This window comes from Thermococcus profundus (assembly GCF_002214585.1).
Classification (GTDB): domain Archaea; phylum Methanobacteriota_B; class Thermococci; order Thermococcales; family Thermococcaceae; genus Thermococcus; species Thermococcus profundus.
The window spans coordinates 1,739,440-1,765,302 of the sequence record NZ_CP014862.1; the positions used below are offsets into that span (position 1 = coordinate 1,739,440).

The 25,863-nt window shown below is 53.1% G+C and carries 29 protein-coding genes; 12 read left to right on the forward strand and 17 right to left on the reverse strand.

Annotated features, from left to right (window positions below):
* Positions 1-23: 23 nt before the first annotated feature.
* Together A3L09_RS09320 and A3L09_RS09325 are read right to left on the reverse strand one after the other, a co-directional pair.
* Complete coding sequence (locus A3L09_RS09320; protein ID WP_088858695.1) at positions 24-4,187, reverse strand: DEAD/DEAH box helicase; 4,164 nt, start codon at positions 4,185-4,187, stop codon at positions 24-26.
* A 46-nt stretch (positions 4,188-4,233) separates the two neighbouring features.
* Positions 4,234-4,923 carry a metallophosphoesterase gene (locus tag A3L09_RS09325; RefSeq protein WP_088858696.1) on the reverse strand — a complete coding sequence of 230 codons (690 nt, stop codon included), beginning with the start codon at positions 4,921-4,923 and terminating at the stop codon, positions 4,234-4,236.
* A gap of 344 nt (positions 4,924-5,267) precedes the next feature.
* Here A3L09_RS09325 and A3L09_RS09330 point away from each other — a divergent pair, with 344 nt between their 5' ends.
* The 6 genes from A3L09_RS09330 to A3L09_RS09355 all read left to right on the forward strand — a co-directional run bounded on the left by A3L09_RS09330 (position 5,268) and on the right by A3L09_RS09355 (position 9,470).
* Positions 5,268-6,404, forward strand: coding sequence for a PDDEXK family nuclease (locus A3L09_RS09330; RefSeq protein ID WP_157727228.1), 1,137 nt, complete (start codon positions 5,268-5,270; stop codon positions 6,402-6,404).
* A 47-nt stretch (positions 6,405-6,451) separates the two neighbouring features.
* Positions 6,452-7,300: a hypothetical protein gene (locus A3L09_RS09335; protein WP_088858698.1), complete on the forward strand. Its 849-nt coding sequence runs from the start codon at positions 6,452-6,454 to the stop codon at positions 7,298-7,300.
* A gap of 63 nt (positions 7,301-7,363) precedes the next feature.
* Positions 7,364-7,915, forward strand: a complete 552-nt coding sequence (locus A3L09_RS09340) for a hypothetical protein (protein ID WP_088858699.1) — start codon at positions 7,364-7,366, stop codon at positions 7,913-7,915.
* A gap of 93 nt (positions 7,916-8,008) precedes the next feature.
* Positions 8,009-8,362 (forward strand): hypothetical protein, encoded by a 354-nt coding sequence (locus A3L09_RS09345; RefSeq protein ID WP_088858700.1) that lies wholly within the window; start codon positions 8,009-8,011, stop codon positions 8,360-8,362.
* 63 nt (positions 8,363-8,425) lie between these two features.
* On the forward strand, positions 8,426-9,043 hold the full coding sequence (locus A3L09_RS09350) for a hypothetical protein (protein WP_088858701.1): 618 nt from the start codon (positions 8,426-8,428) through the stop codon (positions 9,041-9,043).
* Positions 9,027-9,470 carry a hypothetical protein gene (locus A3L09_RS09355; protein WP_088858702.1) on the forward strand — a complete coding sequence of 148 codons (444 nt, stop codon included), beginning with the start codon at positions 9,027-9,029 and terminating at the stop codon, positions 9,468-9,470. The genes A3L09_RS09350 and A3L09_RS09355 overlap by 17 nt, the downstream gene beginning before the upstream one ends.
* Positions 9,471-9,685: 215 nt before the next feature.
* On the opposite strand, the gene A3L09_RS09360 is transcribed toward A3L09_RS09355, so the two are convergent.
* Together A3L09_RS09360 and A3L09_RS09365 are read right to left on the reverse strand one after the other, a co-directional pair.
* Positions 9,686-10,765, reverse strand: coding sequence for a helix-turn-helix transcriptional regulator (locus A3L09_RS09360; protein ID WP_088858703.1), 1,080 nt, complete (start codon positions 10,763-10,765; stop codon positions 9,686-9,688).
* Between the two features lie 98 nt (positions 10,766-10,863).
* The gene (locus tag A3L09_RS09365) at positions 10,864-11,865 is read right to left on the reverse strand and encodes a hypothetical protein (RefSeq protein WP_088858704.1); all 1,002 of its coding nucleotides are present in this window, start codon (positions 11,863-11,865) and stop codon (positions 10,864-10,866) included.
* Positions 11,866-12,120: 255 nt separating this feature from the next.
* Between A3L09_RS09365 and A3L09_RS09370 the strand changes: the two genes are divergently transcribed.
* A complete protein-coding gene (locus A3L09_RS09370; RefSeq protein WP_088858705.1) occupies positions 12,121-12,462 on the forward strand; it encodes a DUF134 domain-containing protein in 342 nt (113 codons plus the stop codon).
* 1 nt (position 12,463) lies between these two features.
* Here A3L09_RS09370 and A3L09_RS09375 read toward each other — a convergent pair whose 3' ends face one another.
* From A3L09_RS09375 to A3L09_RS09385, 3 genes are all read right to left on the reverse strand, one after another.
* The gene (locus tag A3L09_RS09375) at positions 12,464-13,354 is read right to left on the reverse strand and encodes a nucleotide-binding protein (protein ID WP_088858706.1); all 891 of its coding nucleotides are present in this window, start codon (positions 13,352-13,354) and stop codon (positions 12,464-12,466) included.
* Positions 13,354-14,226 carry a P-loop NTPase gene (locus A3L09_RS09380; RefSeq protein ID WP_088858707.1) on the reverse strand — a complete coding sequence of 291 codons (873 nt, stop codon included), beginning with the start codon at positions 14,224-14,226 and terminating at the stop codon, positions 13,354-13,356. Before A3L09_RS09380 ends, A3L09_RS09375 begins: the two co-directional genes overlap by 1 nt.
* A gap of 78 nt (positions 14,227-14,304) precedes the next feature.
* Positions 14,305-15,252: a radical SAM protein gene (locus A3L09_RS09385; RefSeq protein ID WP_088858708.1), complete on the reverse strand. Its 948-nt coding sequence runs from the start codon at positions 15,250-15,252 to the stop codon at positions 14,305-14,307.
* A gap of 91 nt (positions 15,253-15,343) precedes the next feature.
* Here A3L09_RS09385 and A3L09_RS09390 point away from each other — a divergent pair, with 91 nt between their 5' ends.
* Genes A3L09_RS09390 through A3L09_RS09400 form a run of 3 tightly spaced genes read left to right on the forward strand, consistent with a single transcriptional unit; the run spans position 15,344 to position 17,378 of the window.
* Positions 15,344-15,979, forward strand: coding sequence for a class I SAM-dependent methyltransferase (locus tag A3L09_RS09390; RefSeq protein ID WP_232473522.1), 636 nt, complete (start codon positions 15,344-15,346; stop codon positions 15,977-15,979).
* 5 nt (positions 15,980-15,984) lie between these two features.
* The gene (locus A3L09_RS09395; protein WP_088859044.1) at positions 15,985-16,719 is read left to right on the forward strand and encodes a Rossmann-like domain-containing protein; all 735 of its coding nucleotides are present in this window, start codon (positions 15,985-15,987) and stop codon (positions 16,717-16,719) included.
* On the forward strand, positions 16,716-17,378 hold the full coding sequence (locus A3L09_RS09400) for an MBL fold metallo-hydrolase (protein WP_088858709.1): 663 nt from the start codon (positions 16,716-16,718) through the stop codon (positions 17,376-17,378). The genes A3L09_RS09395 and A3L09_RS09400 overlap by 4 nt, the downstream gene beginning before the upstream one ends.
* Here A3L09_RS09400 and A3L09_RS09405 read toward each other — a convergent pair.
* Genes A3L09_RS09405 through A3L09_RS09420 form a run of 4 tightly spaced genes read right to left on the reverse strand, consistent with a single transcriptional unit; the run spans position 17,365 to position 19,245 of the window.
* Entirely contained in the window at positions 17,365-17,874 is a 510-nt protein-coding gene (locus A3L09_RS09405) for a methyltransferase family protein (RefSeq protein WP_088858710.1), read from the reverse strand. The two genes, A3L09_RS09400 and A3L09_RS09405, sit on opposite strands and share 14 nt — an antisense overlap.
* Positions 17,875-17,904: 30 nt before the next feature.
* A complete protein-coding gene (locus tag A3L09_RS09410; RefSeq protein WP_088858711.1) occupies positions 17,905-18,444 on the reverse strand; it encodes a DUF2250 domain-containing protein in 540 nt (179 codons plus the stop codon).
* Positions 18,392-18,823, reverse strand: a complete 432-nt coding sequence (locus A3L09_RS09415) for a methyltransferase family protein (protein WP_088858712.1) — start codon at positions 18,821-18,823, stop codon at positions 18,392-18,394. The genes A3L09_RS09410 and A3L09_RS09415 overlap by 53 nt, the downstream gene beginning before the upstream one ends.
* A 2-nt stretch (positions 18,824-18,825) precedes the next feature.
* Positions 18,826-19,245 carry a NifB/NifX family molybdenum-iron cluster-binding protein gene (locus A3L09_RS09420; protein ID WP_088858713.1) on the reverse strand — a complete coding sequence of 140 codons (420 nt, stop codon included), beginning with the start codon at positions 19,243-19,245 and terminating at the stop codon, positions 18,826-18,828.
* A gap of 113 nt (positions 19,246-19,358) precedes the next feature.
* On the opposite strand from A3L09_RS09420, the gene A3L09_RS09425 reads away from it, so the two are divergent.
* Together A3L09_RS09425 and A3L09_RS09430 are read left to right on the forward strand one after the other, a co-directional pair.
* Positions 19,359-19,964 (forward strand): NifB/NifX family molybdenum-iron cluster-binding protein, encoded by a 606-nt coding sequence (locus tag A3L09_RS09425; protein WP_088859045.1) that lies wholly within the window; start codon positions 19,359-19,361, stop codon positions 19,962-19,964.
* Positions 19,965-19,998: 34 nt separating this feature from the next.
* Positions 19,999-20,244, forward strand: coding sequence for a hypothetical protein (locus tag A3L09_RS09430; RefSeq protein ID WP_088858714.1), 246 nt, complete (start codon positions 19,999-20,001; stop codon positions 20,242-20,244).
* A 29-nt stretch (positions 20,245-20,273) separates the two neighbouring features.
* Here the strand turns inward: A3L09_RS09430 and A3L09_RS09435 are convergent, their stop codons facing one another.
* The 6 genes from A3L09_RS09435 to sufC form a co-directional block, all read right to left on the reverse strand.
* Positions 20,274-20,993, reverse strand: coding sequence for an ABC transporter permease (locus A3L09_RS09435; RefSeq protein ID WP_088858715.1), 720 nt, complete (start codon positions 20,991-20,993; stop codon positions 20,274-20,276).
* On the reverse strand, positions 20,981-21,925 hold the full coding sequence (locus A3L09_RS09440; RefSeq protein ID WP_088858716.1) for an ABC transporter ATP-binding protein: 945 nt from the start codon (positions 21,923-21,925) through the stop codon (positions 20,981-20,983). Before A3L09_RS09440 ends, A3L09_RS09435 begins: the two co-directional genes overlap by 13 nt.
* On the reverse strand, positions 21,904-23,064 hold the full coding sequence (locus A3L09_RS09445) for an outer membrane protein assembly factor BamB family protein (protein WP_157727229.1): 1,161 nt from the start codon (positions 23,062-23,064) through the stop codon (positions 21,904-21,906). The genes A3L09_RS09440 and A3L09_RS09445 overlap by 22 nt, the downstream gene beginning before the upstream one ends.
* 64 nt (positions 23,065-23,128) lie before the next feature.
* Positions 23,129-23,731 (reverse strand): class I SAM-dependent methyltransferase, encoded by a 603-nt coding sequence (locus tag A3L09_RS09450; protein WP_088858718.1) that lies wholly within the window; start codon positions 23,729-23,731, stop codon positions 23,129-23,131.
* Positions 23,732-23,751: 20 nt separating this feature from the next.
* Positions 23,752-25,092: an SUF-like minimal system protein SmsB gene (locus tag A3L09_RS09455; RefSeq protein ID WP_088858719.1), complete on the reverse strand. Its 1,341-nt coding sequence runs from the start codon at positions 25,090-25,092 to the stop codon at positions 23,752-23,754.
* A complete protein-coding gene (gene sufC, locus A3L09_RS09460; protein WP_088858720.1) occupies positions 25,089-25,829 on the reverse strand; it encodes a Fe-S cluster assembly ATPase SufC in 741 nt (246 codons plus the stop codon). The genes A3L09_RS09455 and sufC overlap by 4 nt, the downstream gene beginning before the upstream one ends.
* Positions 25,830-25,863: the final 34 nt, after the last annotated feature.

Below are 25,863 nucleotides of genomic sequence, written 5' to 3' on the forward strand. Positions count from 1 at the left end.
AGTCTTTTCTCCTTTCCATTCATTCAGCTGGATTCTCCTATCATTGCCATTATCTTCCGGTGGAGGGCCTTTATCATCTCACGCCTGTCTTCCATTAGGACGACATCACTCGAGCCTATCGCCTCGAGGTTGAAGGCGAAGGGACTCGGAAGCTCGTTCCTCTCGAAGACCACCTTGATCTTCCCCTTCCTCACCCAGCTGAGGAACAGCTCCGCATTTTCAACGTCCATCTTGTCCTCCATGATCTCCCTGTAAACTTCCTTCAGGAGCGGGAAGTCCGGATAGTGCTCCTCGAGAACCTTGAGAAGCGAAACCGCTATGACCTGCTGTCTGCCGAGCCTCTTCTTCCTCCCCACGTACCTCCGAAGGATGAGGAAACCCCTGTTTGCCACGTGCCTGAAGCGCCTCTTCAAAAGCTCCGTGTTGTCAAGGGCCCTCTTTAGTACCTCCCTAAGGTCTTCAAGCTGGAAGAGGTCTCTGATCTCAGTTTCGCTCAGCCTCGCCTCCTTCGGAACCCTCAGGAGGAAGCCGTTGTCGTTGAGGGCTATGCCGACGTTTACCCCTTTCCACCGGCTTACAGCGTAGGCAAAGGCCCTGCTGAGGGCGTCGTTGGCCCTTCTCCCTATTAACGTGTGGAAGAAGTACTCGTAGGTATTCTCCTTCTCGACCTCCTCAACGAGAACCGTCTCGTCATCTGGGATCGTCGAATACCTTTCCTGCTCGCGGAAGTAGGCTATTATAGCTTTAGCGGCCCTCCTGTCTATGCCATACTTTCTTATCAGTCTCCTGACGGCGTCCTTTCTGTTGAGGAGGCTCTTCACCTCCCTCCTGAAGCGCTGGACATCTAAGGCAAGATCGAAGCTCAAAGGCAACATCTCCGAGAACCAGGCGGGGATCGTAGGCTTCGCCCCCTCACGGGGAACCACGTATATCTTGTTTCCCCTGCTCTTCACGAACTCGTAAGTCCTTCCAGCTAAGACGAAGATGTCCCCTGGCATCAGCCTCTCGGCGAACTCCTCCTCAACCGTTCCGATCATCTGCTTGTCCATTGTGTAGACCTTAATCTTCGCCTCGTCTGGAATTGTTCCGACGTTCATGTAGTAGATCGCCCTCGTCATCTTGCCCCTTCTTCCGAACTTCCCATCTTCCATCCAGATTTTGGCGTAAACTTTCCTGTCCTCTAGTCCCTCGTAGCCGCCGGAGAGATACTTAAGGACGCTCATGAAGTCCTCAAAGGGAAGCTCGTGGAAGGGATAAGCCCTCCTAACAAGACGGTAGGCCTCCTCGACCTCCCAGACCTTGTAGAGGGCCATTCCAACGATGTGCTGGACGAGAACATCTAGCGGGTTCTTCGGAATCCTAACTCTATCAAGCCTTCTGTTCCTCGCGTTGTGCGCTAAAACAGTCACCTCAACGAGGTCGTCTCTGTCGAGGGCGAGGATAACACCCTCGCTGATGTCATGTAACCTGTGGCCTGCCCTGCCTATCCTCTGGAGTGCCCTGTTGACGCTCTTCGGCGATCCGATAAGGACGACGAGGTCAATTGTACCAATGTCAATCCCAAGCTCAAGGCTTGTTGAGCTGTTTTTCGAGAGAAAGCCTTCAACGATGTAGTTTCCGGTTTCAGAGTTTATGATGCCGTAAGCAACATCAATATAGGTGGGTTCAATCGAAGTTATCCTATCGAAGAATATGCCCCCTTCAGCCAGTTCTCTCAAATAAGATAATTCCTCGAGAACATCCTCAACTCTCTTCTCTTTCGCCACTTTTTCGTAGAATTCTACAAGGACCCTTAAGTTTCTCCTGCTTATCTCCCTCTCTCCCAACTCAACCTTGACCGGATTATAGAAGCCCATTTTGGTCATGCGGTATGCGCTTATTCCAAGCCTCTCGCGTATGCTCCTCAAGCGCTTCCCGAGGTTGGGTATGACATCGGAGTTTGAGTACCCCTTATTGTACATACCTTCCCATCCATCATAATTTGACCTCCACGGACGAACAGCATCGAAGAATCTCTTCAGGTATTCTCCACCCAGAACGGAGACAGTGTAAGAGGCTCCCTTCTTGGGGATTAACCTTCCCCTAAAAGTTTGAAATTCATCGTATTCCATAGTTCTTATTGATGACACTATTCCCAACTGAAGCAGAATGTCTCGTATGCCCTCGGCGAATCTCTTATTGAACGTCGAAAATCCAGCAGAATAAACCCTCCCCCCCTTTACCTCAAGAAAGCCATCTCCATCAAAGTAGCCGGCCAGGAACTCCCTCTTATGCTCTTCAGGTAGCGAATAGATAATACTAGGAAAAGTTCCAAGTTTCGACTTCCGCCCTGTGTCCCCTGTGAGGTTTTTAAAGATGGCCGGAAGGAGGTTGAAAGAAATTTCCAGGGAATAGGTGCTCTCATTCTGCATCCTTATTGCTCCTTCCACTCCGAATTCTTTTTTGCACAGTTCTTTATACTTCCCAAGCATTTTCCTGTCAGACGAGAAGAGAGTTAGCGTGCCCCATTTCCACGAGCCGTCCGCCATCCAGAAACCGAGTAGCCTTGCCATGCCTGGTGTAAACTCAAGGGGAAGCGAGTACTTGCCTTTATCGGAAGTTATCCGCTCGACATCATTTTCTGTTATTGTAAGGCCGAGGTCTTTTAAAACAACACTTAGCCGCTCCCATCGGAATGGATAGACACCGTTAAGCTGTTTTGTGACGTAAGATGCATTCCATCCCTTCTTTTCAGAGTATGCTTTTATTGAGCCAAATTTTGCTTGTATTGAAAGCTTTAACTCTCTCAAAAATCCCGGCTTGAGTTTTAGATACGCGTTCTGGGGCAGTAAGTCCAAGGTAGAGACCCTTAAGTTTGGACTTGGAAGTCTTCTAGCAACTCCAACCCAGCTTCCCTCCTTGAGTTTCCAAGCCTCAACCCATCTCAGCTCTCCATTTTCATCAACGGTTAGGAACTTGTGCTCCTTTGTTGCTTTTATCTCGAATCCCAACCGCGTTCTTATCTTGAGGCCTTTCTTCCTGTATTCTACCCTTTGAGGCTCTTTGAACCTGACAAGCTCAGTGCGGAATCCCCGAACACCTGCAATCATGTTTGAGTTCAAACGCCCTATTTCGACGGGCCCCTTCTCAGTCAGGATTTTTGAATCCCCGGAGACGCATACAACTGCCCTCAGCTCTCCCCTCTTCAGCTTCTCCTCGACGTCCAAGCGGACTTCCCTCGAAAGGCTCGAGTGATGGGCCTCTATTAGGCCTTCAAACTCTGGAAAACGCTTCTTCAGGTTAAAGGCAACCCTTTCCGCACCGCTCCTCGTGTTGGTGAAAATTAATGTCGTCCTGTGCTCCCTTATCAACTCCGCCAGGCGGTTGTAGAGGGCGTCGCTGAGAGCATTGGCGGGGGTGTAGATTAAATCCTCCACAACGCTCTCAACCCGTATCTCCGTCTGCTTGGCGAAGGAGACGTCAACTATTAAGCCAGATCTCGGGGTTCCGTCGTCGTTGAAGCCGAAGACGAACTTGGCAACCTCCTCAAGGGGGTGAATCGTCGCACTCAGGCCGATCCTCACGAACTCGTTCTCGGCCATCTCTTGAAGTCTCTCAATGCTCAGCGCGAGGTGAGAGCCGCGCTTGTTTTCAGCGAGCGCGTGAACCTCATCTATGATGACGTACCTAACCGTCTTCAGCCTCTCACCGAACTTGGGGGCGTTTAAAGCTATGGCAAGGCTTTCTGGTGTGGTTATCAAGATATGGGGCGGCTTCTTCACCATCTTGCTCTTCTCGTAGCTCGACGTGTCGCTCGTCCTTATACCAACGCGTATCTCAGGCAGTTCGTAGCCGAGCTCTTTAGCAACTTCATTTATCTCCGCCAAAGGGCCTTCAAGGTTCCTCTTGATGTCGTTGTTTAGGGCGCGGAGGGGTGAGACGTAGAGGACGTAGATTTTATCCTCAAGCTTGCCTTCCTTTCCGAGAAGGATAAGTTCGTTTATAGCGGAGAGGAAAGCGGAGAGAGTTTTTCCAGAACCCGTGGGGGAAGAGATGAGGACGTTCTCCCCCCTGTGGATTTCAAGGACCGCGTAGCGCTGGGGCGGGGTGAAAGTTCCAAACTTCCACTTAAACCACTCCCTAACCGGCTCACTCAGAACGGAGTATATCTCCTCGTCACTGTACTCCCTCTCGGCCCAGCGTATCATGGTCGGTACTTCTTAGGTTCGATTAAAAACTTTTTGGTTTCCAAAATCAAACCATACTGAGCCTCCTCAGGGCTTCCATGAGCTTCCCCAGCTCTCCAAAGTCAAGTACTTCACCCTCTAAGGGGACCATAACCCTGAGCTTTGATGTCTCGAACTTTTGAAGGAACGGAGAAACTATCTCCCTCGTCACGTCGTTCCCGTAGGCCCAAGGGCTGAAGGCCGGAAGGACTATCAGCTCCTCCCCAGCCAGAAATGCCGGAACCTTTACCGCGGCACCAACCTCGTCCCTCAGCCTTATAGCCGGATGCTCGTGGCCGATTATGAAGCGCTCCCCTTCCTCAAGCCTGTGGCCGTGGACAACTTTCCAGCCCGAGAGCTCGAGCTCATCAACTATCTCAACCCCAAGCTCCCTCAGCCATAGGATCCCGACGTCGTGATTGCCCCGCACGAGGATTATCTCATCCACAAGTCTGCTAATTCTCTCGAAGAACGCTCTGAGCTCCCGCATCTCCCTCTTCAGCGGGACGAAGGAGTGTTTGAGGTCGCCGTCTATGATGAGCCTTTTCGGCTTCTCCCTCTCAAGAAGGCTTTGAAGGGAGGAGATCATCTCGTCCAGGAGTTTGGGAATGTAGTGGCCCTCACTGACCATGGCTTCCTCAAAGCCTATGTGGAGATCCGCAACGACGAGGGCGTTCCCGGCTTTTAGGGCCTTCTCGGGGAGGAAAGTGAACTTCATGGGGGAAGAATGAAAATGCAGTTAAAAAAGATTACCTGCCCTATTTTGAGTACTCAGATTAACGTGTGGTTCAATTGGTGTTTTCCCGTATCTTTCTTCCAACTCCCAAGACGTTTATGTACTAACTTCAAAAGGCTGATAAATAGGAGTTTGAAGGTTTGAATTCTGCAAGTTAAATTATGGAATTATACCAGTTGAATTTATACATGTTTATGTAAAATATTTGTGGGATTTTGTACTCAGCTCACGCGAGAAATCCCTTTGTAGATCAACACACTAGAATGAGCTTTGAAATATCAATATTTACATTTTTGTATAGTAACTTTTTTAAAGCTACGGATTTATTGTCCGACGAAGTCTTCCTGAGGTGCACGAGAACGTGGAAGAAAACAATCGCCCTGCTCTTAGGGCTCTTGATCCTAGGTCTGACGGTCAGTAGCGCGAGCGCAGCAGCGAGCGTTGTCCATCCGATCGGATCCCAGGCCAACGGCAACATTAATGTTCCACCGGGAGTTAATCCAGGGATAAAGCCAGGGGACGGGATTCGACCTCAGGTCTGGTGGTTTTTCCTTGGCTTGATAGTTCTCGATTTTGCTGCCCATTGGCTCCTGGAACACTACGTCTCCCCAGACGTTGCTGCAGTCTACGATGCCGTGAGCACGCTTATTGAGCCAGAGAAAGTTGCAGAAAAACTGGGGGTTAAAGGGGCAAAACTGGGAATCAAAGTGATCAGCCACGATAAAGTGTTGATTGGTCTTTTCAAGGACAATAAGGTTGTCAAAAAGTTCACGTACGCGTCGAAGGGTATTGCAGAATGGGTTAAAGAGAAACTTGGAGAGGAGTACAGATTAAAGATCGTTGAGAAGTACGTTGTTAAAGATGGAGGGCTAAAAGATGGGAAAGACTTTGACGAGATAGCGGGAACCTTGAAGAAACTAAAAGAAGAGGAAAAGATGATAACTAACATTAATGCCATAAGGCTCATCGTTGATAGAGGATGGGACGTCAAAAAGCTTGAAAGGGTGCTTAGTGATGCAAAAAGCGTTAATAATGGAGGAAAAGACTTGGTAAGTAGCATCAACCGGGAACTAAAGGAATATGCAACCGGCAAGCGGAAAGACTTAGGAGGTCATTTATATGAGGCTGAAATCGTGAGCCATCTTAAACGAAGCGGGTGGGAAGTTGAAGAAGTTGGGAGACAAGTTATGACATCAAGTGGGAAAACGGAAATTGATATCATCGCGAACCAGGGGTCAGAAACCGTGTTAATAGAATGTAAAAGAGGCTTTGATGGAATAGATACAAGACAAATAACAAGACAGGCTGAATACGCCAAAAGTCACGGCATAAAAAAGATAAAGATATACTACGCTAGGGGACCATCATATCCACCGTTTTACACCCTCCAAGAACTCCGGGAGATTGAGTCCAAATATAACATCGAGATAAGCTTGGTTTATCGTACTTCAAACTTTAACTGAGCACCTTTTTAATATTTTTATAAAACTACTGACAGGGGGATGATCTTATGGGCGTTGATCACTACATGTACTTTGTCTTTGATGACGCTCCAGAGGAGGTAATCGAGTTTCTCGAAGAGACTTTTAGAGTAATGATGGATTCTCCTAAGACGGATTATTCAAACCGTGTGGTGAATTACCTGAAGAGGAAGGGGGTTCTCAAAAAGAACGTTCAATTAACCCATGAGGGGGTTGTGTTTCTTCAAGAACCGCTGAGGGTCGGCGATGGCGGAACCATCGAGGATGCGGATTTCAGACTCTATGAGGTATCTGGATATTCCGTTCTCGAACTCCACCCCAACCCGAGAAACTGGTGGCCAAACGTTAGAGATGTTGATTTGTTTAAATTCCTTGGAAAGTTCCTTAAGGAGGGAGCAGTCCTCGTAAGTGGGTACAGGGACGATATAAACCTGGAAGAGATCGGTTTTGGTGTCAACAGCAGGTACCTCCTGATTCAATGGCTGGTTGATATCGCACGAGAAGGCATTGTCCGCAAGATTCCTTCGGGGCTGACGATGGTTCGTAAAGGCTACGTGAAACTTGGTGAAGGCCTGTACGAGGTCTCGATACCCTGGCGTTCAAACAAGAGGGGATTCCTATTCGTAACAGAGTTGATAGACTACACCGTCCTATGGTTCCTTGGTAGCGTTGACTTTAACGATCCGGAGAACGTTTACGAGTCCCTCTGCGATCCTTGGCAACTATCCAACGACGTGACGATGCCAGTCATGCTGCCCCTGGAAACTGCTAGGAGGATAAGGCGAGAAGAGTTGGAGAAACTCGTAAAACGAATATTCAACGCTCACGTATCTGGGGACTACGAGTCCTCCCCGTGCGGAGAAATATGGAGGAATTAAAAGAAGCTGTCAGAAAGTGAAACATGAATGTTAGATTGGACTTCAATTGACGGGATGATATTGATGAGGGGGGAGTATTTTCTGGTTCCGAGCAGGCTCTTGCTTCTTTCCTTTACCCCGTTTAAAGACTACGAGGGGGTTATCCACTCCGGGGAGGGAGTGTTCCTCGTGGAGCCCCTTGGAGTTAAGGTTAGCGTCTTCGTCCCATATGGAAAGCACGCTGAAGAACTCTCAAAACTCGAAGGCAAGTACGTTGAAGTGATCATCGATCCACCGTACTTTGAAGCCTCAGGCCCCGTGAACGCTGAAGCGCCATCAATAACCCCGGAAACCCCCGCCTCACGGTATCTCCTAGTAGGCCTTTTCAATATCATCGAGCCCGAATGGGGACTCTTCGAGTGCGGGAACCTGAGGTTCCCAATTCGGGGACTGGTGGAAACTCAAAATGGGAAAAATTTCTTCGTGGGACATGACCTCAGGATAGAAGTTCCAGGGTGGGACGAATGGCCAGGGAGCTCAAAACCGGTGAAAATTGCTTGGATAAAGCTGAGAAAAGTAAGGCTCTATGGATACCTCCCAAAGAAATCCAAGGGGGTCAGAATATGGAGGTCATAACCAGCAGGCTCAGGTTGGTGTCTCTCTATCCGTTCAAGGACTTCCAGGGGGGGTTCCGTCCACTCCGGAAAAGCACTGTTCCTTGTAGAGCCGATGGGGAAAGTAATAGAGGTCTTCCTTCCCGAGCTGGAGGACGTTCTCAACCTCGTGGGGAGGGAGAACGGTTATGTGGATGTTGTGATCGATCCACCCTACTTTGAGGTCGTTGGGCCGGCACGCATTGAGGAACCCCTGATCCAAGAGGAGCCGAAGGTTAAGGAGTTTGGGCCCTCAACCTACCGCCTGATAGGACGTCTCAGGAGAACCCAGGGGGACTGTGGGGTCTTTGAGTGCGGGAACCTGGGGTTTGAAGTGTGCTTTCGTGGGGAGGGGGAGTGGGTAGAGCTGAAGAACGTGAGGTTCTACGGGTACATTGCGGAAACTTCCAAAAATGACCGGAGAAGATAAAGACCCGTGATCTAACTCAGCCAAGCCCTTCCAAAGTCCAGACAAAACAAATGAGGTGGTCTTATGAAGGAGATAACGCCCGTGCCCGTCCGAGGAATAGTCCTTTCCATTAGAATCAAGGATCTTCCGGAGTATCATGGCCTGCTCTCGGAGGAGTTCAGTGCCTTCATCCCCGATAAGGGGATCGTTCTCCCCTCGATAGAGAACACGGAGGAACCCCTCCACCCAGAGATCCTCGAATCCTACGAAAACCGCAAACCAGTTGAGTTCGTCCTCGAGCTGGTGCCAGAGGCCTTCAAAATAACCGAAGGCGAGGAGACGATCGAGTACGTTCATTATCATCCGACGAAGAGGTACTACGGCAGAAGGATAAGGGTCAACTGGAACATGATGAGGGGGTTCATAAGGTCGGAGATAAAACTTAGGGGAAAGATAACCCGGATCGGAAGGGAGTACTCAACTTCATTAAATCAGTATGGTGATTATGTGCTGGAAGTATTCCCTTTAGGGGTTCCGGTTTACGTGAAGCTACCTCCAAGAGAGTTCCGCAGGCTAAAACCCGGAGTTGGGGACGTTATAGAGGCCTCCGCCTTCTGGTTCTACAGCAGAGTGCCGGGTGATGAAAGCGTGAGGATTTGGGCGGTGAATGAGGGGGAGGGGTACTATGAGGGCAGTTGGTAAGGTCGCCTTCTTCGATGGAGAGCGGGCGTTGATACTCGTGAGGAGGTACCGCAGGCGGGGCATAAAGCGGGAAATGGCGGGCCGAAACCCATGGATTCCCATTCCCAGAGTTTATATTCCGGAGGAACTCAGGGAGAAGGTAGAGCTCCTCCACCGCACTGGAGAAGTCTTTGAGGTCGAGTTTGCTCTTAAAGGAGAGGTGACGGGGGCCGGTATGAAGGGGTATTACGGGTTGGGAGTGAGGTTTACCCGGGATGGTGTTGAGTACTGGGTGAATGGTTACTCGGTGAAGAATGGAGTGGTTGATGTTCTAGGTATACCATTTAGAGTCGAGGAAGTGCCGGAAATCGAGTGGGTGTACGCGAGGGGAAAGAAACTGGAACTTAGCGACATCCCCCAGGATCTGAAAAATGGAGAGGACACTTAGGGGTGAGCTGATGCTACGGAGTCTCCCCACTGGTTTATTTTCGATGAAAGTCCAAATATTCGAGAGGTTCGTTAGTCCGAAGTTCAAGATCGTGGAAAAACCATAATTTGAAGGAACCTCTCAGCAGACCAAGGGCCAGAATTTAATGTGCCGTTAATTTTCCATTTATTTTCTATGCGGTTCACAAAGAATGGTTAAGAAAAAGAAATGGCCGTTTAATCCAGCACCAGCTCAACCCAGTTCTCCCTTCCGAGCTTGTAGACGCGGACGAGGCCGCGCTCTTCGAGCCTCTTGAACATCCTCCATGCTGTCGTCTTCGGAAGGCCGAGTGCATCCCTGACCTTGGATTGCGGGGCCTTTCCTCCGTTCTCCATGAGGTATATCAGCGCTCCCCTCTCGTCGTCGTTGAGATCCGGGAGGGAGTCTATTTTCTCCCTGAATCTCTGAAGCGCGTCCGAGTTCGAACCGCTCTCGGCTTTTTCAGGAGCGCTTCGACGGCGCAGGTATAGGTAGGCAACCCCCACAATTACCAAGATGCCCACCAGGACACCTGCCAGCTTACCGGCCGAGGAACCGCCGGCTCCGCCACCGGGGGTCGTTGTGGTAGTTCCAGTGGATGAGGCGGGAGTTGTTGTGGACGTCGTGGTGGTGCTTGGGGATGTAGATGAGGACGATGAAGTGGAGGATCCGTTATCCCCACCTGGTAAGGCTGTTGAGGTAGTAGACGATGTTGATGACGTTGAGGAGCTCGAAGTTCTCGTTGAACCCTGACCTTCCGAGGAGGATGTTGTCGTGGTCGTCACCTGGATCGGGATTACGTAGGAGACGCTGACGTTCCCGGCGGGCATTAGGATCGTACTTCCGCGTATCTCCAGGGGAATATCGCTGAGGTCGACGATGACGGCATCGGAGGGGAGGGTTATCTCAACGGGGATTGGGCTGTCGAGTGAAACAGTCCACACGGCACCTTCCTTGGATGTAAGATCAGGGGTGTAGTAGGAGAGCTGGACTGTGCTAGCGTTTCCAAAATAGACGGTTACGTTGCCGCTGTTCACCTCAATGGGAAGGAGGTTGCCCTCTCCGTCCGTCGCCACTAGGCCCTCAACGTTCCGGCCCAGGAGGGGGATATCCACCGCAACGCTGTAGTTGGCCGTTGATAGGGTCTCGTTGACCAGGACATAGCCGTCCTCGTACACGGTGAGTGCAATTGAATCAACCGACCGCGCACTTACAGGGATTCCCGTGAACAGCATGAAGGACACCAGTATTATGGTGAGGGCCATTGCCCTGCTCATTCTCACACCTCCTGTTTACATAACATTCGAGGTCGTTAAAAATCTAACCAGAAAATCCAAGAAAAGTCATGGAAAGAACAAAATCGCGGAAACTGAGTTCAAGGCCTGTGGCCCCTTCCCCTACCGCGGTGAACCGGCCAGTAGATCGTGTCCTTTTTCTTGATCCACCTCAGGTGCACGGCACTTATGATCAGCCTCGGCGTGGAGGCCCTTATCAGGTGGAGCGCCTCCAGGTATTTGCCCTCGCTGACGAGTCTGTTCACCTCAATCCTGAGCTGGATCAACTGCTGAGTTACGTTTTCAACGGCGCTCTCGTTTATCCACGGCAGGTGCTTGAGCTTCTGAAGGGCATTTATCTGAATCTGCAGCCTCCTGTCCAGAACCTTTGCTATCCTGTCGGCGTTCTTAATGGCGAATTTGAGTTCAAGGTCCCTCAGCTCCTGATCGAGCTCCATCTTCAGCTCCCTAGCCCTCGGGAGATCCTCCTTCAGAGCCGTTATGTTGTTTGACATTACGTCTATCAAGACCTTCTTGTAGGCCTCCCTAGTTTCGTTGTAGAGCTCGGTGAGGTTCGTGACGTTGATCCCGTGGGCCCGGGCGGCGGTTATAAGCATTTCAACGTGCCTGAAGTAGCCGTTCATCCTTAGTACCTCGACCTTCGCCGCGACAAGCTCCCTCACGAACTCCGGGGCCTCCCCGGTCTTTAGAGCTCTTATCACGTCCTTGTAAACCCTCATGGCTATGATCGAGGTCTTGAGGGACTCGCGGTAGCTTCCGTTCTCATAGAGGGCCCTCGCTTCCGCGGTCAGGTTGAGGGCCTTTTCGTAGAGAGCAAGAACCTCCTCGCTGACGTTCTGGGTGCCGTTTATCAAGCTCGCCGTGTAGTTCTGGAGCCTCTCAAGGTTCAGAAGCATGACTTCCGCAGCTATCTTGGTAGCGTTTACTCTGACGTTTTCGCTCTCGTTGGTAGTGTTAACCGTGGCGTTCATCTGGCTTGGGTTGGTGATTGTGGTGCCTCCCCCAGCGGCCGTTACAGTGTAAGCCGGTACGAGTGAGAGCATCAGTAAGGCCATCACAAATATCGCCTTAATCCCCTTCATATCCTCCACCCCACTGAACCTTACGGGCCCCAGATATATGAGGGATGCGGCGGAACCGAGGATAGTAAAACGTTTCAGATCGTTCCACATCGGAATTCAAGACATTCAATTTTTTCATTCAAGGACAACACCCACACAAGACCATGAAAGGACCTGCAGAACTAGCAGCGGGGTTTTGATTTTCGACAATGATAGGCACATCACAAAAAGTTCATAAGGAAGCCCACGAAAGGAACCCAAAGGACGGTGGATGCCATGCCTGGAGGAATGGGCTGGGGAAGAGGCAGAGGCAGGAGGAGAAAGATGCGGATGATCGGCTTCATCCCCAAGGTCAAACACTTCTATCCGGCCCTCCCACCAATGGTACCGCCAAAACCCCCCATCTTCATGACCTACGAGGAGTTCGAAGCCCTGAGGCTGGTTGATTACGAGGGTCTGACGCAGGAAGAAGCTGGAAGGAGAATGGGCGTCTCCCGCGGAACAGTCTGGAGGGCCCTCAGTTCTGCAAGAAAGAAAGTGGCACAGATGATCGTGGAGGGAAGGGAGCTGGTGATCCTCCCACAGGGAAACGAGACTCCAAAAGATGAGAGGATGTAGCTCAGCCCAATATCTCTTCTGCTATCCTTTCCGCGATCTTCCTTATTGCCTCCGACGCCCGTGAGTTGGGAAAAGCCTCCACAACTGGCCTAAGCATCACCATGCTCTCTGGAATTGTCCTGTCGTAGGGAATCTCCCCCAGGATGGGGATCCCTTCCCTCTCGGCCCATTCATGGAGTCCCCTGAAGCCCGGGTTGATGTCGGCCTTGTTGATGATAAGGTAGGCCGGCTCCCTGAAGTGCTGGACGACCTTGTAGGCCCTCTGGACGTCGCTGAGCGAAGCTGGGGTAGGCTCGGCTATGAGTATTGCAACGTCCGCTCCCCCAAGGCTCGCTATGACCTGGCAGCCTATTCCAGCGGCGGAATCAACTATCATGTGCTCGAGGTTTAGCTCCTTCATGAGCTTTGAAGCCCACTCCTTCTCCTCAGTGACGAGCTTTCCGCTCTCAGGCTTTCCAACGTCGAGCTGGGCCGAGATGAGTGGGAAGCCGTACTTGGTGGTCGTCTTTCTTATGATCCCTGAGCGAACCTCCTCAAGGTTTATGGTTCCGGCAACCGGGCAGACCAGACCGCAGACGTTGCAGCCCTCACATGTGAGCTCGTTGACCACGTAGTTTCCGTCATCGTCTATGTAGATGCACCCGTAGGGACAGCGCTCGTAGCAGATGCCGCACCTTACACAGCTCTCGGTGTTTATGCGCGCGACCTTAGCCCCAATGTGCTCCCTCTCCTCCTCCCACTCCGTCACGCCGAGGAGGAGGCCGAGGTTTGGCGCCTCGGCGTCGGCATCAACCGCCACGAATGAGTACCTGTCTTTGAGCAGATAAAGGAGCGAAGCCGTTATCGTGCTCTTCCCAACGCCGCCCTTTCCGCTCGCTATCGCTATCTGCATCACTCACCACCCCCGAGGGACTCAAGAACCTTCTTCGCAAGGCCGGTGAATATCTCCGCTTCAGGGTAGCCGGTCAGGACTATCGGCTTCCCCTCAACGTAGCTCCTCACGATGTTCTCGCTGTAGGGTATCTCCGCAACCACATCGGCCCCGTACTTCCGGGCGAGCCCGTGGACCTTCTCCTTCTCTCCGAGGTCGGCCCTGTTTATAACGACCCAAGTGGGAATCCCCATGAGCTTCCCAAGTTCAAGGATGAGTTCAGTGTCGTGGATCCCGAGCGGAGTGGGTTCCGTGACCGCTATGAGAAGGTCTGAGAACTCGATGGCCTTTGAGACTGTGTTCCCCGTTCCCGCCGCGGTATCGATGAAGAGAAGTCCCTCCCGAATGGCCTGGGCCTTCTTCTTTGCCGCAACTACAAGGGGCATCGAACGCTCCTCCCCTTCCATCAGCTTGCCGGTGACGAGGGTGAAGCCGTAGGGCGTTTTCGTAACGTAGGTGTGCCCGATGAGCCTCTGGCCCTCCAGTATAGCCCCCGAAACTGGGCAGACTATCTCGCAGGCTCTACATCCAGAACAGAGGTTCGGCATGAGGAAGGGCGTTCCGTCGCGCATCGTTATGATGGCGTGCTCCTCGCAGACTTCAGCGCACTTCCTGCACTTGATACACTTCGAATAGTCGAAGCGAGGCATGAACTGCATTACAGGCTCCTCGTTGGCCAGCTCAACCCCAAGGAGAAGGTGATCGTTCGGGGCCTCAACGTCAAGATCAGCGAAAGTAAGCTCCGTTCCAAGCTTTTTGAGTGCAACGGCAAGGTTTACGGCCACCGTTGACTTTCCGGTACCTCCTTTCCCACCGCTCACGGCTATCTGCAAGCTCTCACCCCCGGAATTAGGGAAGCCGAATTAGTTATAAGCTTTGTGCATATGCTGAGAAAAGTAGAAAGGGGAAGATTACTCCCTGCTCTTCAGCTTCCTCATGTAGAACCTCTTCCCGTTGTATTCGAGCTCTATGAGCTTTCCTTCGTTCAATAGTTTCTCAACAACGCTCCAGTCGGCTTTCGCCTTTTTCAGGAACTCTCTGACGGCGTCCTCGCGCATTGGATGGACGGAGGTTATGCTCAGCAAATCTTCTTCGACGTTCCCGGTGAAGGCGAAGGCGTTCCCCTCGTAGCCGATCAAATACTCCACGCGCTCTTCTCCAAGAATCTCGCTGAAGACCTGGTATGCGCGGTTGATTACCCTCTCCTTTGCCGGTTTGACCCACAGTTCTGCCGGAGGCCTCGTTGGAATCGCTATATACGCTTTATCAGGTTTCAGCTCCTTTAGGAACTCGGCTATCTTCTTAAATTCGTCGCCGTAGTCTACTCCGTCTACCAGCATGGTCTCGGTGACTACCTTTCCCTTAAACTTCTTCCTGAACTCCAGCATGCCGTCAAGGATCTCCTCAAGGCTCAGGCTCTTGTGAGGCCGATCAACTTTTCTCCAGAGCGGCTCGCTTACCGCGTCAACCTTCAGAGAGACGAAGTCGAGCTTCAGGAGGTCTTCCCTCACATCTTCCCTCCAGATGAGCGAGGCGTTTGTGAGCGCGGCGAGCTTTATCCCGAGTTCGCGGAGGAGGTCTATTTCCTTTCCAAGGTTGATGTCGAGGGTTGGCTCCCCATCTGGAACGAACGTGATGTAGTCTATCCGCTCGTTCCTCGCGAGCGCTTCTTCTACCTTCTCCTTGACCTCCCTGAAAATGAGCTCCGGCTCGTAGAAGGGCCTCCTTTCAAGCTCCATCCGCAGGGTCTTTCCAATCTGACAGTAAACGCAGGCGAACGAGCACACTTTATCGGGAATGTTGTTAACCCCGAGGCTCCTTCCAAGCCTCCTCGAAGGAACCGGTCCGAAAGCTATCATACCACCACCGGAGTTAGGTTATCCTAAAGGTGTATAAAGCTTGTGCAGTAGGGCAAAAGGCATAAACAGGAAAAACGAACCTTGGAGCGGGATGGCCATGCCCAAGATAGAGCCCTTTGAGAAGCACCGCGACAGGTACGAAAACTGGTTCGAGAGGAACCGCTACGCATACCTTTCGGAGCTTGAGGCCGTTAAGATGCTCCTGCCGAAAGAGGGAAAGGGAGCGGAGATAGGCGTCGGAACGGGGAGGTTCGCGGCGCCGCTCGGGATAAAGCTCGGCGTTGAGCCTTCCAAAGCGATGGCCGAGATAGCGAGGACGAGGGGAATAAAGGTAATCGAGGGGACGGCCGAAAACCTCCCCTTCGAAGACGAGAGCCTGGACTATCTTCTGATGGTCACAACCATATGCTTCGTTGACGACCCAGAGAAGGCTTTGAGGGAAGCGCACCGCGTTCTGAGGCCAGGGGGAGCACTGATAATCGGCTTTGTCGATAGGAACAGCCCGATAGGGAGGTTCTACGAGGAGCACAAGAACGAGAGCACTTTCTATAAGGAGGCAAGATTCTTCTCGACGGAAGAACTTCTAGAGCTTCTCAAAAAGGTCGGCTTCAGGGGGTTTGAGATAGTTCAGACGCTCTTCCACAGGCTCGATGAGATCAAATCAGTTGAACCCGTGAAGTCCGGCTACGGCGAGGGAAGCTTCGTCGTGATAAAAGCGGTGAAGTGATGCCTATGCTGCTCTCAGAGATCAAGAAAAAGACCCTAAAGCTCGCAGAAGGTCTTGAGATGGTAGATTTCGGCTTTGCCATACCCTACACATGGGTCTTAATTGAGGGGCCGAAAGGAAGAGCCCTGGGCGTTGCAATGACCCTTCCCGAGGAAGTCCAGAGATACACCAACTCAATAAGCGAGCCCTCCCTCGAAGCTTTCATCAAAAAGGCCGACAGCTTGAACGTTATTGAGCGAACCCTAGGAATAGCGGCGGTAAACGCGGTTTCCCAGTATCATCTCGACGTTTCGAGCTTCCCCGAGGTAGACGTCGTTGAGCTTGTCGGGGGATTTAGTGAAGTGGCGGTGATAGGCAACATGCCCCCCGTGGTGAAAACCCTCCGCCAGAGGGGAATCAACACCCTCGTCTTTGAGCGGAATCCAAAGCTCTGGGACAGGGAAACGCTAAGCGACGCTTTGGAATACATCCTCCTTCCGGAGGCTGAAGCGGTCATCGCCAGCGGCTCCGTTCTGGTGAACGGGACGCTGGAGATGATCCTCAACCGGGCGAAAAGAGCGGAGCTGATAGTTTTAACCGGCCCCACCGCCCAGATACACCCGGAGCTCGTCAAAGGAACGGGAATAACCCATCTCGCGGCGATGAAAGTTACGAACATCAAAAAAGCAGTCCTCGGCCTCAAACTCGGCTCCTTCAAGGGTTTTGAGAGGGGAAACAGGAAGTACGTGGTGGAACTATGAGGCTCGTCGTTTTGAACGACAACGTTCCCGCTGAGGGTCTGATAAACGACTGGGGCTGGAGCGTTCTCGTTGAGGGAAAGGAACGATTCATCTTTGACGCCGACACGAACCCGCTCGTCTTAGCCCACAACTCGAAGGCCCTCGGTGTTTCCCTCAAAGGCCTCGACTTCACATTCCTGAGCCACTGGCACTACGACCACTACGGCGGACTTCCGTACATAGCCGAGCTGAACCCGGGGATTAAGCTATACGCCCCACCAGGAAACAGGGCAATGGCCCTCAGGCGGGGCTTCGACTCCATTGGGGTCTTCAAGGCCGGAGAAATCGCCGATGGAGTCTGGACTTCCGGACCTTTAGAGGACTTCGAGCAGGCCCTCGGGATGGAGACAGCGTCGGGCCTCATCGTCATCGTCGGCTGTTCGCATCCGGGCGTGGACAGGCTCACAAGGGCCATCCTGGATGTTTCCGGCTACGACAGGGCCTACCTCGTCATCGGAGGCTTCCACGGACCATCCAAGCGGACACTGGACAGGCTGGCAGAGATGGCAGACTTCATAGCACCGGCCCACTGCTCGGGAGATTTCGCCAAAGAATACGTGAGGAGAACTTATCCGGAAAAGTTCGTAGGAGTGAAAACTGGAACTATCATCGAGCTTTAGATCTTAACGCCCTGATCCCCTCTATGATGCACCCCGGAGAGAAGCTGAAAGGCGGTCTGTCCTTCAGGAACCTGCAGTACTCATCCCCAAACTCCCTCAGCGTTTCCCTCTCCTCCACCGCCAGGATGAAGTAGAGGGCGGAGAAGGAATACCACCCAGCCAGGAGAAGCGCCGGGACGCTCGCCGTGAGGAGCGCCAGTCCCCAGCCGAAGAATATCGAGCCGAACTGTGCGGGATGCCTCATGCAGGAGTATACTCCTACCGTCACGAGCCTCTCCGGCTTCCTGATGCCCCTCCTAATGTCAAAGTGCCCGTACTCCTTCAGCGTCCTTCCAGCTAGGGCGTTTAGAAGAAGACCGTAGGTCATAAGAAGAAGCCCAAGAGCTCTGAAGGTCAAAACCTCCCATCCCGAGAGTCTTGACGGGAACTCAAGGCCTGTGGCGACAATGACCGCCCACCAAGAGAACCAGAAGGCGAACTTGGAAGCGAACCCCATGGAAACCCCTCAATCACTATGGTTCAGGTGTTAAATCCCTTTCGCATCGAGGAAGGCTATCAGAAGGTTGAAGAACTGAGTAGTTCTTCCGGAGGGCGTTATGAAGCGATAGACCCGCAATTCCCCATGGATTTCTTCCCTTTTGATATCCTTGGAGAGATTTTCGAACTTCCCGCTCCTTGAGAGCTCCCTCACGATCCTCCAGCCCTCTGGAAAGAGCGAGTTAAAGTACTCCTTCAGCCACCTCCCGTCGATACGCCTTACAAAAAGCTCGCCCTCTCTGGATAGACGGTAGTATGTGTGGTGCTTGTGAACCTCGAAGGCCTTCTTAAATCTCGCCTTACTCCTCTTTATCGCGCTTCCAGAATCCCGCTCCACCAGTCCTGCTTCCGTGAGGTCTCTTATGGCGTCTTCGATGAGGGAAAGCGGTAGCTCGCTCATCTTCGCCATCATCTTAGCGTAGTCCACTCCGGCCTTCTTGAGGTGCGCTAAGACGTAGAGATGAACTGGGAGGAGCTCAAGGCCCCGGTAGGAACCTGGGCGTTTTCCCCGCGTATTTTCTCCATTCATCGCCGAACCTCTCCTCCAAAGCCCTCTCCTCCTCGTTTATGAACCCTAACACGCCCGCCCAGTAAACGAAAGGAAGAAGTAGCATGAAACCGCCGAAGAGCAGGGAAAAGCCGGGAATGACTAGGAAACCCCAGATGGAGTATATCGGATGCCTCACCTTTGAGTAGCACCCCTTTGTGAGCAGATTTCCCTCCGAGTAAGCCTTTGAGACCTGAAGGTAGCAGAGGAACCAGAGGGCGAGGCCGAGGAATACCATCGCGAGTCCCAGAGTCGGAAAGACAGAAAAGCTAGCCCCAAGCCCCTCGTCGAGATAAAACGCCAGAATCACATAGGTGAAAGAAAGGAGGGCGACCTTCGGAAAGATGCCCCAGAACTTCATCTTCACTCCGCTATGGGCGGTTTTTGGGCCTTCTTCGCCTGCACCTGCTCCCAGAGATCGTCGAAGTTCTCCACGACCCTCTGAAGGGCCAGCTTTAGATCCCTCGTCCTCGTGAAGAAGGCCACCTTGTTGGTCTTGTCCCTTATCCTGAGGAAGTTCGGCCCCATCCTGAACGCGGCCAGCACGTCTAGGTCGAGGAGCTGGCTAACGACCGCCTTGAACTTCCTTGGGTCGCCGTGTCCCTCGTCGTGTTCTTCTTCCATGTCTTTGGCCCTGTTGTGCCTTTTTTCAAGGAGCTTTACGCTCCCGTCCTCGCAGATTTCGTAGACCGCGAAGAACTCCGAATCCCCGTAGTGGGCATCGATGAGGTGTTCATCGTCCTCCATTCCAAACGCGACCTTGAGGCATCTCCTCTCAGTCATTCTCATCACCCCTAGAGTTACTCAACGGAACTGGTTTATAAGAGTTAGGTCTACCGAAAACTTTAAATGGTGTGCATATGCACAAAATAATGAAGGAAATGGAGGTGGTTGGTATGAGGATAGCGGTTCCAACCAATGGAGGAGGGCTCAACGACACTGTAGCTTCCGTCTTCGCCCGTGCTCCTGCCTTTTACATAGCGGACGTTGATGAGAGCGGAAACATCGTCAGCGAGAAGGTCATCCAGAACAGCGGGGCAATGGCCGGTGGAGGTGCCGGGCCGATGGCAGTGCAGACCCTCATCAACGAGGGCGTTGAGGCAATCATAGCCCCCCAGGTCGGCCCAAACGCGCTCGGCGCCATCCAGGCCGCGGGAATAAGGCTCTACCAGGTCGCCCCTGGAACCCCCGTTGAGGAGGCCATAAAGAGCGTCGTGAGCGGCGGAGCAAGCCAGTTCACAACACCAGTTCCACAGATCCCGGCAACGCCGACTGCACCAGCAGCAGTAAACCCCGCATACGGTCCGGCCTACCCGACATACCCGGCCTACGGCTATGGTTTCGGCCCCGGATACGGGTGGGGCAGAGGCCGGGGCCGCGGATGGGGAAGAGGACGCGGCTTTGGCAGAGGAAGAGGCTGGGGAGCAAGGCTCGGCTACTGCCCATGGACGGGACAGCCAAGCAGGAGGGCCTGGCTTTCAAGATTCTTCGGATGGTGGTGAGGCCTTACCCTTTAGCCTTTTGAGGTGCTGAGAAATGCCGCGAGGTTTCGGAAGGGGCATGGGCCGGGGCGGAAGGTTTGGTGCGTATCCCCCCTATTACGGCGGCTTCTTCGGCCGCTCTGGCCTCTACGGGATAATAGACCTCATCTTCCTGCTCCTGATACTCTACCTGCTCTTCAAGCTCTTCCTCGTTGCCTCGACCTACGTTATCGCCCTCGTCTTGCTCTACATCCTCTGGAGCTTCATAAGTCCCTGGAGAGGACGGCGCTGGTTCTTCTAGTCATTTTTGATTTCTTTCCCCCACTGCAGTTAATACAGCTCTCTAAGCTTTTCCACGGACAGATAGACAAAGAGCAGTGTCAGGAACACAAGGGCAAGGACTGAATACAGCGGATGGACAATCTCGACGTATTTCAGCATCGAGAAGCGGAGCCCCTCGACGAGGTACGTCATCGGCGTCAGGTAGCCGACTATCAGGAACCAGCGCGGAAAGAGAAGGAGTGAAGCTATAGCGCCGCTCGTGAACATCATAGGGAGCCTCAGGAGGTTCAGCCAGGTCATCGCGCTTATCGGATTCTCAACGACGAGGGATACGTATAGCGCCAATCCCGAGAAGGCAAGCCCTCCGAGGAAGGCGTAGCCGATCACCAGGGGAACGTTCCAGATTGGATAGACCATGAAGTTGGAGACCAGGGCGAGGCTTATCAGCGCCACGAAGAGGCCGAAGAGGGAGCCAACCAAAAGCTTGGCGGTTATTATCTCAATGTAACTCACCGGCGCAACCAGGAGGCGCTCAAAGGTTCTGAGCCTTCTTTCGAAGATTATGGAAGATGCCACAAACGAGGTCGTCCCGAACACTATCGAGATGGAGACTAGACCCGGGGCCAAGTGATCTATGTCACCGAAGCGGACGATGAACGCCAGAGTAAAGACTATGGGGAACACGACGCCCCAGCTTATCGAGCCGGGCTTTAGAACGTACTCCTTGAGTTCTTTCCTGGCTATAGTAAGAACCTTCAAAGGGGACACCCCCCACAGCCGCAGGCCTTCCCCTCGGAGCCCCCCACAGTCAGCTCGATGAAGACGTCCTCGATGCTCGGCGCCTCCGTCGAAACCTTCAGGATCCTGAAGCCGAGCTGGTTTTTGAGTCTGCACAGCTCAGCCATGAAGGCATCCGCATCCTGAACTGTGAAAACCAGATCCCCCTCATCGAAAGTGGGACCATAGTTGGAGAGGGCATCTAGGAGCTTGTTGGAGAGAGGTTCTATCTGGAGCCTAACCCTCGCTCCCTTCCCTATGAGCTTTGGAAGCTCTGTCCTATTTCCTTCGGCTATTATCCTGCCCCCCTTCATTATGGCTACCCTCTGGGGTATCGTCTCGGCCTCGACCATGTTGTGGGTGGTCAGGAAAATCGTCATGCCCCTCTTGTTCAGCTCCCTTATGAGCGCCCTCAGGGCTTTGGCCGAGTGAACATCCAGACCGTTTGTCGGCTCGTCCAGGAAGAGTACATCCGGCTCGTGAACCAGCGCTGCCGCTATCGTTACCCTTCTCTTGAAGCCCGAGCTGAGCTTTCCGAACTTCTTCTTTGCCGGGAGGTTGAACTCCTTGATCAGTTTGCTCACGTTCTCCCTCGGGGCGTCGTAGAGATCAGCCGTGAACCTCAGGTTCTCCTCAACCGTCAGCTCCTCGTAGAGGTTTGAAATGTCAGGAACGAGGCCTATCGAGCGCCTCACCATCAGGCCTTCCCTCTTCACATCGTAGCCGTTCACGTAGGCCTCTCCAGAGGTTATGCTTGTGAGTGTGGTGAGCATTCTCACTGTCGTCGTTTTTCCAGCCCCGTTTGGGCCAAGCAGTGCAAAGGCCTCTCCCCGCTTAACCTTGAAGCTTATCCCCCTCACCGCTTCAAAGTCCCCGTACCTCTTCACGAGGTTTTTCGCCATCACCGCTTCCTCTGCGACCATATCAGCACCCCGAGAAGGGCTATCCCAAAGAGGATTCCACCGGCGACAAGAGGATTGTAGCCGGGCTCTGTTAAGCTTTCCCCCTTGGAATCCTCGACCCGACCATTGGTGGGAGCAGTTGAGTAGGCAGCTATGACACTGTAGCAGTTGTCTATTTCGTGGGAACCGTAATCAACGACGAAGTAGCCAGTCGGGGAAAATCCGACGTGGTAAGCGGTCCCGTTGAAGCTTTCGAACCACTCTACAGTGCCGTTTGGAGCTATAAGCTCGGCGTTCTTCCCGTAGGCAACAACAGTGTAGCCGTTAAACGTCGCAACGTCGTTGGCGTAGCTCAGGAGGGGCGTTGAGTAAACCAGCTTTCCAGCTGAGTCCAAGAGCGTGACGTTTCCAGTAGTTCCGGCGGCCGCTATGTACATTCCATCGGTAGAAATCGAGCGGATGTAACCGTTGAAGTGCCTCTTCCAGACGAGCGAACCGTTGCCGGACAGAAGAACCAGCTCGCTCCAGGACTCATCCTGCGGGACCACAAGAACTGCTATACCCTTTTTGAGGAGTGCAACCTTTCTAACGGCTCCGTCAAAGCTTTTCTTCCAAAGGAGGGTGCCGTCGAGCTTGAAGGCGTAGATACCTGTGTCGCTACCCGCGAGAACCCCCCCATCATAGAGAACGGCGCTCCAGACGTATTTGCCAATGTTCTTTTCCCACCTCAGCTCACCGTTCCGGAAGAGATAGACGTAGCCAGAGGCGTCTCCAGCCACCGCTGTACCCCCATCAGGGGAGATTGAGACGCTCACTACAGCTTCCCTGAGCTTTTTCTCCCACAGGAGTTTCTTAGGCTCGGAAAACGCCTGAACCCAGCTTCCCTCCGTGCCTATTAGAAGAACGTTGCTGTCGGAGAGGGCGGAGGAATATGCTATGCCCCTGGTGGGGGCCTTAAAAATAAGCTTCCCATCCGGGGAAAGGAGCTCGGCATCGTAGCCAAAGGCGATGCCAACGTAGCCATCCGAGTTGAAAGAAACCGAGAACGCCGCACACTGGTCGGTGTAGCTCCATATTTGAACGGGTTCGGCGAGTGCCAGCGGGAGCATGAGGGTCAGCATTAACACGAGGACTGCAGGAAACATCTTCATCATCCACACCAGCTTCGGATTTCAGAACTCAGAAAATAAACCTTCCGCATGGAATCCGAACTCCGAGATGGGTTTAGCTTTTCCTATTCCTGGCCACTATGAGCCTGACCACACCGCCGTAGTGGCCTTCCTCTTTTTCCACCTCGAAGTACTCTCCCACAAGCCCGTGGGTTTCTCTCAGAGGATCATCGTCGAGCAGAGGCTTAAGGATGAGCTTCATGGGGAGGAGAAAGAGGTAATCCACCAGCTTACTATCGCTCTTTGTGTGCTCCAGAAAAATTGCCACTCCGCCCGGTTTTAGGAGGCGCTTTATCTCCGCCATAGCCCTTTCGGGATTGGGAACCGTGCAGAATACGAAAGACGAGACCACCGTGTCAAAGTAGTTGTCTGGAAAAGGCAAACTCTCTGCCTCCGCAACTCTGAAGTTCACATTAATTCCGAGCTCCTTCGCCCTCTTTTTTGCCATCTCAAGCATCTTTTCCGAGCCGTCAACTGCATAGAGCTCAACGCCAGAAGGGTAGTACGGAAGGGTCTTCCCTGTTCCAACACCAATTTCGAGCGTTCTTCCCCTCGCAAAGGAAACCGCCCTCTTCCTGAGGGGGTTGAAAAACCCGTTCAAAGGCCTCTCCAGAAGATCGTAAAATCCCGCTACCCTGTCGTACTTCCAGCGGTACATAAAAGACACCGGAAGGGGGCTCACATGCCCCCGCTTACCGCCAACTCGATTATCTTCCTTATCTCCACCAGGAATTCCATTGGGATGTCCTTGAGCATAGGCTCGAGGAAGCCCTTGACTATGAGCTGGGTCGCCTTCTCCTCGTCCAGTCCGCGGCTCATCAGGTAGAAGAGCTCCTCCTCCCTTATCTTGCCTATGGCCGCTTCGTGGCTCAGCTCTGCGTCGTCAACCCTGCTGATAAGCCCCGGATAGGTTTCCATCACCGCCTTGTCGCTCATCAGAAGAGCGTCGCAGCTTATGTGGCCCTTCGTCTTCGGCGCCTGGGCCTCGATTATGCCGCGCGTTATCACCCTGCTCTCGTCCATTATGACGCTCTTGCTCGCGTTGATTCCGCTGGCTCCAGGTCCCTGAAGGAACATTCTGCCGCCGAGGTCAACGTAGAAGTCCTTCTGGCCGAGGATTATGCCGTTCAGCTCAACGTGGCCGCCCTCATCAACCCAGTAGTGGGGATCGCCTATGTTGCTCTTTCCGGAGCCGAGGGTAACGGTGGTGTTGATGAAGCGGGCGTTCTTCCCTATCTTTGCCCTCGTCATTGGCCTCGTGTGGACGTACTCAGGCCAGTTCTGGAGGACCGTGAGCTGTCCTTTGGCCCCCTCGCCGAAGTACGCCTCCGTCATGTCAAGGTGAAGGGAGTGCTTCAGGAGGACAGGTGAGGTGCAGCCCTCGATGAGGTGGAACTCGGTGTTCTTCTCGGCTATGATGATTATGTGCGGCGCCTGTGCCAGCGCGCTCTCCTGTATTAGGAAGAACAGGTGCAGCGGGAAGGGAACTTTAAGGCCTTCCTTGACGTAGAGGAAGATTCCGCCGTTCCATATTGCCGTGTGATAAGCTGCAAGCTTACTCTCATCAGCACGGAAAAGCCTGAGGAAGTGCTGCTTCACCACATCGGGATACTTCCTAACGGCCTCCTCGGTCGGGAGGACTATGAGGCCCTTCTTCTCCCACTCCTTGAGGAACTGGTTGTAGATAACGCCCGTGTCTGTCTGGACAGCCAGACCGGCTATGTACTTCTGCTCCACCTCGCTTATGCCCAGCCTGTCGAGGAGGGCCTTCATCTCCGGCGGAAGGTCGTCGAGGCTCTCAATCTTGTCCGGAATGCCCTCGACGTGGGGCTTGGCTATGAAGTGGAGCAGCTGCTCCTCGCTTATCACGGGGTCGTTGTGAGGGGCCCTCTCGAAGGCTTCCAAAGCCTTGTACCTTATCCTCGTCATCCACTCGGGTTCCCTGTTCCTCTTCGCAAGCTCCTCTATCTGGTTCTCAATGATGGCCTTCGCATCGGCGATTGTTATCGTTTCACTCATGCTCCCACCTCCTCGAATATCCTGGTGAAACCTTCGCGGTCTATCTGATCCACCAGCTCTCCGGAGCCTGTCTTGACGATCCTGCCGTCCTTCATGACGTGCACTGTAAGCTTCTCCCTGTCGAGGTGGCCGAGGATCCTTCCGTAGTGGGTGATCAGGAGTATTGCCGTTCCGCGCTGGTGGAGCTCCTCTATCTTCCTGCTGATTATGCTCAGCGAATCAACGTCAACGCCGCTGTCCGGCTCGTCGAGGATGAGGAGCTTCGGCTCTATCAATAGCGCCTGAAGGAGCTCGAGCCTCTTTCTCTCCCCTCCCGAGAAGCCGACGTTCACGTAGCGGTGTAAGTCCTCCTCCTTGAACCAAAGTTCTTTTGCCTTCTCGACTATGAGGTCGTAAGCTTCCGCTGGATCCATTCCCTTCAGCTCCACGAGAACCTGCTGGAGGAACTCAATTATTTTGACCCCTTCGACCTCATGGGGATGCTGAAAGGCCAGCATTATTCCCCTCTTTGCCCGCTCGTCGGGGTCAAGTCCGGTTATGTCCTCACCCTCAAAGGTTATCCTGCCGCCGGTGACCCGGTACTTGGGATGGCCCGCAATGGTCAGGGCCAGCGTCGATTTTCCGGAGCCGTTCGGACCCATGACGACGTGGAACTCGCCGGGGTTGACGGTTAGCTCGATGCCCCGGAGTATCTCCCTCCCATCGACCGAAACGTGAAGGTTATCAATTTTGAGCATTATCCCACCTCCATGGGTAGCGTTCATGGGACGT

Coding starts and splice junctions, on each gene's coding strand:
- A3L09_RS09320 (WP_088858695.1), bottom strand. CDS start 4,187: ATGATACGCTGGGCCGAGAGGGAGTACAGTGACGAGGAGATATACTCC.
- A3L09_RS09325 (WP_088858696.1), bottom strand. CDS start 4,923: ATGAAGTTCACTTTCCTCCCCGAGAAGGCCCTAAAAGCCGGGAACGCC.
- A3L09_RS09335 (WP_088858698.1), top strand. CDS start 6,452: ATGGGCGTTGATCACTACATGTACTTTGTCTTTGATGACGCTCCAGAG.
- A3L09_RS09340 (WP_088858699.1), top strand. CDS start 7,364: ATGAGGGGGGAGTATTTTCTGGTTCCGAGCAGGCTCTTGCTTCTTTCC.
- A3L09_RS09345 (WP_088858700.1), top strand. CDS start 8,009: ATGGGGAAAGTAATAGAGGTCTTCCTTCCCGAGCTGGAGGACGTTCTC.
- A3L09_RS09350 (WP_088858701.1), top strand. CDS start 8,426: ATGAAGGAGATAACGCCCGTGCCCGTCCGAGGAATAGTCCTTTCCATT.
- A3L09_RS09355 (WP_088858702.1), top strand. CDS start 9,027: ATGAGGGCAGTTGGTAAGGTCGCCTTCTTCGATGGAGAGCGGGCGTTG.
- A3L09_RS09360 (WP_088858703.1), bottom strand. CDS start 10,765: ATGAGCAGGGCAATGGCCCTCACCATAATACTGGTGTCCTTCATGCTG.
- A3L09_RS09365 (WP_088858704.1), bottom strand. CDS start 11,865: ATGAAGGGGATTAAGGCGATATTTGTGATGGCCTTACTGATGCTCTCA.
- A3L09_RS09370 (WP_088858705.1), top strand. CDS start 12,121: ATGCCTGGAGGAATGGGCTGGGGAAGAGGCAGAGGCAGGAGGAGAAAG.
- A3L09_RS09375 (WP_088858706.1), bottom strand. CDS start 13,354: ATGCAGATAGCGATAGCGAGCGGAAAGGGCGGCGTTGGGAAGAGCACG.
- A3L09_RS09385 (WP_088858708.1), bottom strand. CDS start 15,252: ATGATAGCTTTCGGACCGGTTCCTTCGAGGAGGCTTGGAAGGAGCCTC.
- A3L09_RS09390 (WP_232473522.1), top strand. CDS start 15,344: ATGGCCATGCCCAAGATAGAGCCCTTTGAGAAGCACCGCGACAGGTAC.
- A3L09_RS09395 (WP_088859044.1), top strand. CDS start 15,985: ATGCTGCTCTCAGAGATCAAGAAAAAGACCCTAAAGCTCGCAGAAGGT.
- A3L09_RS09400 (WP_088858709.1), top strand. CDS start 16,716: ATGAGGCTCGTCGTTTTGAACGACAACGTTCCCGCTGAGGGTCTGATA.
- A3L09_RS09405 (WP_088858710.1), bottom strand. CDS start 17,874: ATGGGGTTCGCTTCCAAGTTCGCCTTCTGGTTCTCTTGGTGGGCGGTC.
- A3L09_RS09410 (WP_088858711.1), bottom strand. CDS start 18,444: ATGAATGGAGAAAATACGCGGGGAAAACGCCCAGGTTCCTACCGGGGC.
- A3L09_RS09415 (WP_088858712.1), bottom strand. CDS start 18,823: ATGAAGTTCTGGGGCATCTTTCCGAAGGTCGCCCTCCTTTCTTTCACC.
- A3L09_RS09420 (WP_088858713.1), bottom strand. CDS start 19,245: ATGACTGAGAGGAGATGCCTCAAGGTCGCGTTTGGAATGGAGGACGAT.
- A3L09_RS09425 (WP_088859045.1), top strand. CDS start 19,359: ATGAGGATAGCGGTTCCAACCAATGGAGGAGGGCTCAACGACACTGTA.
- A3L09_RS09430 (WP_088858714.1), top strand. CDS start 19,999: ATGCCGCGAGGTTTCGGAAGGGGCATGGGCCGGGGCGGAAGGTTTGGT.
- A3L09_RS09440 (WP_088858716.1), bottom strand. CDS start 21,925: ATGGTCGCAGAGGAAGCGGTGATGGCGAAAAACCTCGTGAAGAGGTAC.
- A3L09_RS09450 (WP_088858718.1), bottom strand. CDS start 23,731: ATGTACCGCTGGAAGTACGACAGGGTAGCGGGATTTTACGATCTTCTG.
- A3L09_RS09455 (WP_088858719.1), bottom strand. CDS start 25,092: ATGAGTGAAACGATAACAATCGCCGATGCGAAGGCCATCATTGAGAAC.
- sufC (WP_088858720.1), bottom strand. CDS start 25,829: ATGCTCAAAATTGATAACCTTCACGTTTCGGTCGATGGGAGGGAGATA.